Below are 6,802 nucleotides of genomic sequence, written 5' to 3' on the forward strand. Positions count from 1 at the left end.
GGGGCGGCTTGGCGGGGCGGGGCGGCTGCCGCCACGGGTGCGCGACATGTGCGTGCGCCTTGGCCGTCCACTGCGTGAACGGACATTTAGCTGCGTGCTGGTGCTGCGCCTGCTGCCGGTGGGGTCGGCCATGATGCTCAGCATCGCGGCGGGCCTTGCCGGGGCGCGCATGGCGGGGTTCATCGCCGCCACGCTGCTGGGCAGCCTGCCGCAGACGGCGGTGTTCGTCCTTGTGGGGGGCGGGATGGAAGTGAACCATCAGTGGCAGGTCGCGTTGGCTGTCGGGCTGTTCGTGATGTCGGGCCTTGGCGGTGTGTGGCTGCTGCGTGGCAGCCGGATCGCGCGTGCCGATCGTACCACATGAACACTTTGAAAAAATGTTTTAGGTATCGTCGTGTTTTTCTGTCTTCACGGATGGTTGACGCGACGCGCATGCACGCGCGATACCTTCGGTGAGCGAAACGCTGGAATGCCGGAATAGAGGATGAAAAATTCCGGTGTCGTCGGCTAGATACTTTCGCAATCCTTGCTTCCCTTGATTTCTGGAGTGCCGTCATGGGCTCTTCCGCACTCGCGGCGCAATCGTCCGATGCATCCGTTGGCAAGACAGCCGGCCGGTCCATGGGATGGATTGCCATCCTGCTGGGGGTCCTGACCGCGGTCGGGCCCGTTTCGACGGACATCTACCTGCCTGCCTTCCCCGAACTGGAAAAGTCGCTGCATGCGCGCACTGGGTCCGCGCAGATGACGCTGGCGATCTGGTTCGTGGGCCTGGCGATCGGGCAGATCACGATGGGGCCCGTCTCCGACCGGTTTGGCCGGCGCATCCCGATGCTGCTGGGCACGTTCGTCTATACGCTGGCCTCCGTCGGGTGCGCCGTGGCGACGGACATCTATACCTTTTCGGCCTTCCGCCTTGTCGCGTCGCTTGGCGCATCGGCCAGCCTGATCATCCCCAGCGCATGCGTGCGCGACATGTCGCACGGCAACGAATCCGCGCGCATGATGTCGCGGCTGGTCCTTGTGATGGGGGTCGTGCCGATCCTTGCCCCCACGCTGGGGGGGATGGTGCTGTCGTTTACGACATGGCGGTCGATCTTCTGGGCGGCGGCGGTCTATGGCGTGGTGTGCATGCTGCTGATCTGGCGTGTCCTGCCTGAAACGCTCAAGCCTGAAAACCGCAGCGAACTGTCGCCCGTGACATTGTGCAGCCGCTACCTGCTGCTGGTGCGTGACCGCTGGTTCTTCACCAATGCGATGATCGCCGGTTTTTCGTGCTTCATGTCCTTCACCTACCTGTCGGCCGCGCCGTCGGTGTTCATCCACCAGTTCGGCCTGTCGCCCGCGCATTTCGGCATGATGTTCGGCGTGTTCGCCGTGTGCATGATCGGCGCGTCGCAGCTTAATGGCATGCTGGTGGGGCGGATCGATGCGGCGCGCATCCTTGGCGTGTCGGTCATCATCGCGCTGGTCGGCACGATCGGCATGACGCTGGTCGCCAGCCTGATTTCGGAAACGACGAAGGCGGGGGGGCATCCCTCCCTCGGGCTGATGGTCGCGCTGGTGGGGGCGATGATGTTCTCGCTCGGCACGACCGGGATCATCGGGCCGAACGCGACGGTCGGTGCGCTTGCGGACCATCCGCGCCTGGCGGGCAGTGCCTCGGCCTTCGTCGTGACGCTGCAGTACGTGCTGGGCGCGCTGGCCGGGGCGATTGTCGGCATGCTGCCATCGAACTCCCCCATCCCGATGGCGGCGGTGATGATGGGGGGCGCCGTGGTCATGCTGGTGATGGTGGTGCTGCGTCCGCGCCGCCCGGCCGACGCCCCTTCGGCCGAGGCCACGACGCCGGGCCGGGCCAGGTCCTGATGTCGGGCGCACGCACGGGCGGTCTGTGACAAAAGCGGCCATGACGGGGTTGCCGTCCGGCGACCCGGCGGCTACAGGCGACGTGCATCGCGCGCCCGTTACAACGGGCGTAATTTACGGGACCGGGATGTCCGTCGGACGCCCCGGCCCGGAACAGGTTTGCGGGAACATAGACAGGCCATGACGACTCCCTCCATCGATCTGAAGCAGTACATCCGGGGCATTCCCGATTTTCCGAAGCCAGGGATCCTGTTCTACGACATCTCGACGCTGATGCGGAACGCGGATGCCTGGCAGATCGCGATGGGGCGGTTGACGGCGGCGGTCGCGCCGTGGTCGGTCGATGTGCTGGCGGCCATTGAATCGCGCGGCTTCCTGACGGCGGCGCCGCTGGCCAGCCGCCTTGGCTGTGGCCTTGTGATGCTGCGTAAGCCGGGCAAGCTGCCGGGCGAGACGATTTCCTATGACTACGACCTCGAATACGGCAAGGATTCGCTGCACATCCAGGCCGACGCGATTGTGCCGGGGCAGCGCGTCGTCGTGATGGATGACCTGCTGGCGACCGGTGGCACGCTTGCCGCCTCCATCGCGCTGCTGCGCAAGGTGGGGGCCGAGGTCGTCGGTGCGGCCACGCTGATCGAACTGACCGGGCTTGGGGGGCGTGACCGCCTTGATGTGCCGGTCAAGACGCTGGTGGCTTACGACGACTGATCGGTATCGCTGCTTTGCTTGCGGGGCCGTCTTGCAATATACAGTTTCATGAACGCTGATATACCGCACATCACGTGTCGGTGTTGCGGCGACACGTGTAAAGTGTACCTGAAACTGCATAGCCGTTTTTCATATCTCAGGGAGCGTGGATGCCGGGATGAATAGTCTTGAGCTCTCCCTGATCCAGTTCCAGACCCGGATCGTCGCCTTCCTGCGGCGCCTGTGGCCCCCCGGGGCCACGATCCGGCAGGACCACCTGCGCTGGCTGTTTGCGCCGGGGCTGTTCACCTTTGGCTATGCCCTGCGCACGACCATCACCTCGCTGATCGCGCTGGGCATTGCGCTGTGGTGGGAACTCGGCAGTCCGCAATGGGCGGCGCTGACGGTGTGGATGGTCGCGCAGGGCACGCGCGGCAAGAGCGTGGCCAAGGCGCGATGGCACCTGTTCGGCATGGTGGTAGGCACGATCTGCGCCGTGCTGCTGGTCGCGGCGTTCCCGCAGGCACCGCTGATGTTCATCCTGCTGCTTGCGGGCGGGATCGGGATGTTCTGCTTCATCGGCACGCTGCTGCCCGGCCCTGCGACGATGACGAATTACCGCATCCACGGCATGCGGGCGAGCGGGTTTACCTACGCCATCATCTCGCTCGACGGGATTGCCGATCCGCAGCACATCTTCATGACCGCGATGTCGCGCGCGACCTATATCGTGCTGGGCATCGTGCTGGAAAGTACCGTCTCCTCGCTGTTCCAGTACCGGCTGGTCAAGCGGGCGCAGGACCGACTGGCCGCCAATTTCCTGACGGCCATCGACGGGGCGGGGCAGACGCTGGCCTCCCTGCTGGCGGGGGATCATGATGTCCTGCGCAAATCGCGGCAGGTCTTCGCCAATATCACGAACCTGAGCGACCAGATCGAATTCGCCGAGGTCGAGATGGGCGCCCAGCGCGGGCATGAGGGCGACCATGCGCGCGCGGCCCTTGCGCGGGTGGCGATGCTGCTGTCGCGCGGTCTGGACCTTGCGGCGCTGATGCATATTCCCGGCAACATCCCCGGTGCCGCCTTCAACGCCACGTCGGCCAAGGTGCAGGCGTTCCTGCGGGACATGGTGGGACAGTTGGAGGCAACGGATGACATCCATCCCGTGCTTGCCGAACTTGCCACGCTGCAGGCGGAATGCCGCCAGAGTGTCGCCGACTCCCTCGAAGATGAAATGGGCAGCGACACCCGCGACCCGGCCGCGCCCCCCGTCGCGCACATCCTTGAGCAGCAGCGGATGCTGCATTACGGGCTGGGCGAGATGCTCGATGAGCTTGAACAGGCCATCATCCAGTTCGATGCCAGCCGCCATCCGCTGCGCCATGACCATTTCCATTACCGGATCAAGACGTTCCGCGACTGGCAGCAGGCCTTTACCAACAGCCTGCGCGCCTCTGTCACGATCTTTGGCGCCGGGCTGATCTGGATCGCGACGGCATGGTCGTCCGGGCTGACCTTCATCATGTTCGTCTCCATCGTGTGCAGCCTGTTTGCAACGCTGGAGAAGCCGGCGCTGGCGACCAAGGCGTTCCTTGGTGGCGCGATCTGGGCCAGCGTGATGGCCGGTGTGCTGGTGCTGTGGGTGCTGCCCACACCCTCCACCTACGAAGTCATGGCCATGTGCCTGATGATCCCGATGCTGATGGGCGGGCTGGCCTTCGCCTATCCCGTGCTGATCCTTGGCGCGGTGTCGTACAACCTGTTCATGCCGATCCTGCTGGGGCCGGGGAACCAGTCGCGCCTGGACGAGGTCTCGTTCTTCAACACGGCGATGCCGCTGATCCTTGGCCTGTGGTACGCCATGTGGGTCTTCCGGCTGGTGCTGCCGTTCGATACCAACGACATGCGCTGGCAGATGCGTACCAGTATCCTCAGCGGCCTGCGCCATGTCGCGCGCGCGCGCACGCTGCCCACGACGCTGTATGTGGTGGAACGCAATGTGGACCGTTTCGTGCGGCTGCTGACGAATGCGGAAAACACGCCCGACGTGATCATCGATTCCTACCTGCAGGGCATCCTGTCGGCCATGACGATCGGGCTGAACATCATCCGCCTGCGCGGGATTCAGGAACGCAACCTGCTGCCGCCGGGCGCGCAGCAGGTCCTGGGTGAGATGATGGCCCGCATGGCGCAGTTCAGCGGGCGTTACGGCGGGCATTACGGCCGCACCGCGCGGGCCACGAAGCTGGCGATCGCGCATATCCAGAACATGACGCAGGAGGAGAAGAACCTCGGAATCCGGCTGGAGATGAACGGGGCGCTGGTCTGCCTGTATGTGATTTCGTACGAACTGGACAACAACCAGAAGTTCTTCGACGCCTCCAGCCCGTATCTGGATCCGGTGCTGAGCTGACATCTGGAGGTTTCTGGGTGTCGCCTTTTTTCAGGAAGGCGACGTCCTTTGAAGCTTTTTGGGAAAAAGCTTCACCAAAAACTTCCGTTTTTTAAGGGAAATTCAGGTTCGGGCACAAAAAAAAGGGCCAGGGGATTTCCATCCCGCTGGCCCTTTGTCCTGTCTGGTCGTGTTATTCCGCGTTCAGGGCGGCGACGAACTTTTCCAGCCAGTGGATGGTATAGTCGCCGGAGCGGAACTGCGGATCGTCAAGGATCTTCAGGTGCAGCGGGATCACCGTCTTCACCCCTTCGATCACGAACTCATCAAGGGCGCGGCGCATGCGCTGGATTGCCTCCAGCCGCGTCGGCGCGCGCACGATCAGCTTGGCGATCATGCTGTCGTAATAGGGCGGGACGCGATAGCCGGCATACAGCGCACTGTCCACGCGCACGCCAAGGCCGCCGGGCGGGTGGAAGACGCTGATGGTGCCGGGGGTCGGCATGAAGGTGCGCGGGTCTTCGGCGTTGATGCGGCATTCGATCGCATGGCCGGAGAAGTGGATGTCCTTCTGGTCGTATCCCAGCGGTTCACCCGCCGCGATGCGGATCTGTTCGCGCACAAGGTCCACGTCGCAGACCATTTCCGTCACCGGATGTTCCACCTGCAGGCGGGTATTCATCTCGATGAAGCAGAACTGCCCGTCCTGGTACAGGAACTCCAGCGTGCCGGCATTGCGATAGCCCAGCTTCTTCAGCGCCGAGGTCGCGATCTCGCCGATTTCGTCGCGCTGCTTCGCATCGAGCGCGGGCGACCCGGCTTCCTCGAGCAGCTTCTGGTGGCGACGCTGCAAGGAGCAGTCGCGCTCCCCGAAATGCACGACATTGCCGTGCGTGTCCGCCATGATCTGCAGTTCGATGTGGCGTGGCCGGTCGAGGTACTTTTCGAGGTACACCTCGTCATTGCCGAAGGCGGCGCGGGCTTCGGTGCGGGCCACGCTCCACGCTTCTTCCAGGTCGTCGGCGGTGGCGGCAACCTTCATGCCGCGTCCGCCGCCACCGGCGGCCGCCTTGATCAGCACGGGGTAGCCGACCCTGTCGGCAACGGCACGCGCCTGCTCCAGGTTTTCCAGCGCCCCGTCGGAACCGGGCACCAGCGGTACGCCAAGCGCGCGCATGGTGGTCTTGGCGGTGATCTTGTCACCCATCATGCGGATATGGTCGGCGGTCGGGCCGATGAAGGTCAGGCCGTGGGCCTCCACCGTTTCGGCGAAATCCGCATTTTCCGACAGGAAGCCATAGCCGGGATGGATCGCGTCCGCCCCGGTAATGGTGGCCGCCGACAGGATGGCCGCGACATTGAGGTACGAATCACGGCTGGCGGGCGGGCCGATGCACACGGCCTCATCCGCGAGGCGGACATGCATCGCGTCCGAATCGGCCGTTGAATGCACGGCAACGGTGGGGATGCCCAGTTCGCGGCAGGCCCGCAGGATACGCAGGGCGATCTCGCCGCGATTGGCGATCAGGATCTTGGAAAACATTACTCTATGATGGCCAGGACTTCGCCGTATTCGACAGGCTCGCCCGAGGGGACGAGGATCTTGGTCAGGGTGCCCGCGCGCGGGGCCTTGATCTGGTTGAAGGTCTTCATCGCCTCAATCAGCATCAGGGTCTGGCCCGCGACAACCTGCTGGCCTTCGGTCACGAAGGGCGGGGCCGACGGGTCCGGCGTCAGGTAGGCCACGCCGACCATCGGGCTGGTGACCGCGCCCGGATGCTTCGACAGGTCGGCAGGGGCCGCGACTGGCGCCGCCGGGGCCGCGACCGGGGCGGGGGCCGCGACCGGCAG

At 64.6% G+C, this 6,802-nt stretch carries 6 protein-coding genes; 4 read left to right on the plus strand and 2 right to left on the minus strand.

Going from position 1 to position 6,802, the window contains the following annotated elements:
- From KMAL_RS15665 to KMAL_RS15680, 4 genes are all read left to right on the plus strand, one after another.
- The coding region (locus tag KMAL_RS15665) for a VTT domain-containing protein (protein ID WP_146044248.1) at positions 1-364 on the plus strand (364 nt) is incomplete at its 5' end.
- A 191-nt stretch (positions 365-555) separates the two neighbouring features.
- Positions 556-1,869, plus strand: coding sequence for a multidrug effflux MFS transporter (locus tag KMAL_RS15670; protein ID WP_110096432.1), 1,314 nt, complete (start codon positions 556-558; stop codon positions 1,867-1,869).
- A 180-nt stretch (positions 1,870-2,049) separates the two neighbouring features.
- Positions 2,050-2,580, plus strand: a complete 531-nt coding sequence (locus KMAL_RS15675; protein ID WP_110096433.1) for an adenine phosphoribosyltransferase — start codon at positions 2,050-2,052, stop codon at positions 2,578-2,580.
- A 157-nt stretch (positions 2,581-2,737) separates the two neighbouring features.
- Positions 2,738-4,972 carry an FUSC family protein gene (locus KMAL_RS15680; protein WP_110096434.1) on the plus strand — a complete coding sequence of 745 codons (2,235 nt, stop codon included), beginning with the start codon at positions 2,738-2,740 and terminating at the stop codon, positions 4,970-4,972.
- Positions 4,973-5,144: 172 nt separating this feature from the next.
- Here KMAL_RS15680 and accC read toward each other — a convergent pair whose 3' ends face one another.
- Together accC and KMAL_RS15690 are read right to left on the minus strand one after the other, a co-directional pair.
- Positions 5,145-6,494: an acetyl-CoA carboxylase biotin carboxylase subunit gene (gene accC, locus KMAL_RS15685; RefSeq protein ID WP_110096435.1), complete on the minus strand. Its 1,350-nt coding sequence runs from the start codon at positions 6,492-6,494 to the stop codon at positions 5,145-5,147.
- Positions 6,494-6,802: acetyl-CoA carboxylase biotin carboxyl carrier protein (locus tag KMAL_RS15690; protein WP_110096436.1), on the minus strand; the 309-nt coding region annotated here is incomplete at its 5' end. The genes accC and KMAL_RS15690, both read right to left, overlap by 1 nt.

Source organism: Novacetimonas maltaceti, assembly GCF_002906255.1.
Taxonomy (GTDB): domain Bacteria; phylum Pseudomonadota; class Alphaproteobacteria; order Acetobacterales; family Acetobacteraceae; genus Novacetimonas; species Novacetimonas maltaceti.

Excerpts from the sequence above, each read along its gene's own strand:
- KMAL_RS15675 (WP_110096433.1), top strand. The coding sequence starts at position 2,050 with ATGACGACTCCCTCCATCGATCTGAAGCAGTACATCCGGGGCATTCCC.
- accC (WP_110096435.1), bottom strand. The coding sequence starts at position 6,494 with ATGTTTTCCAAGATCCTGATCGCCAATCGCGGCGAGATCGCCCTGCGT.
- KMAL_RS15670 (WP_110096432.1), top strand. The coding sequence starts at position 556 with ATGGGCTCTTCCGCACTCGCGGCGCAATCGTCCGATGCATCCGTTGGC.
- KMAL_RS15680 (WP_110096434.1), top strand. The coding sequence starts at position 2,738 with ATGAATAGTCTTGAGCTCTCCCTGATCCAGTTCCAGACCCGGATCGTC.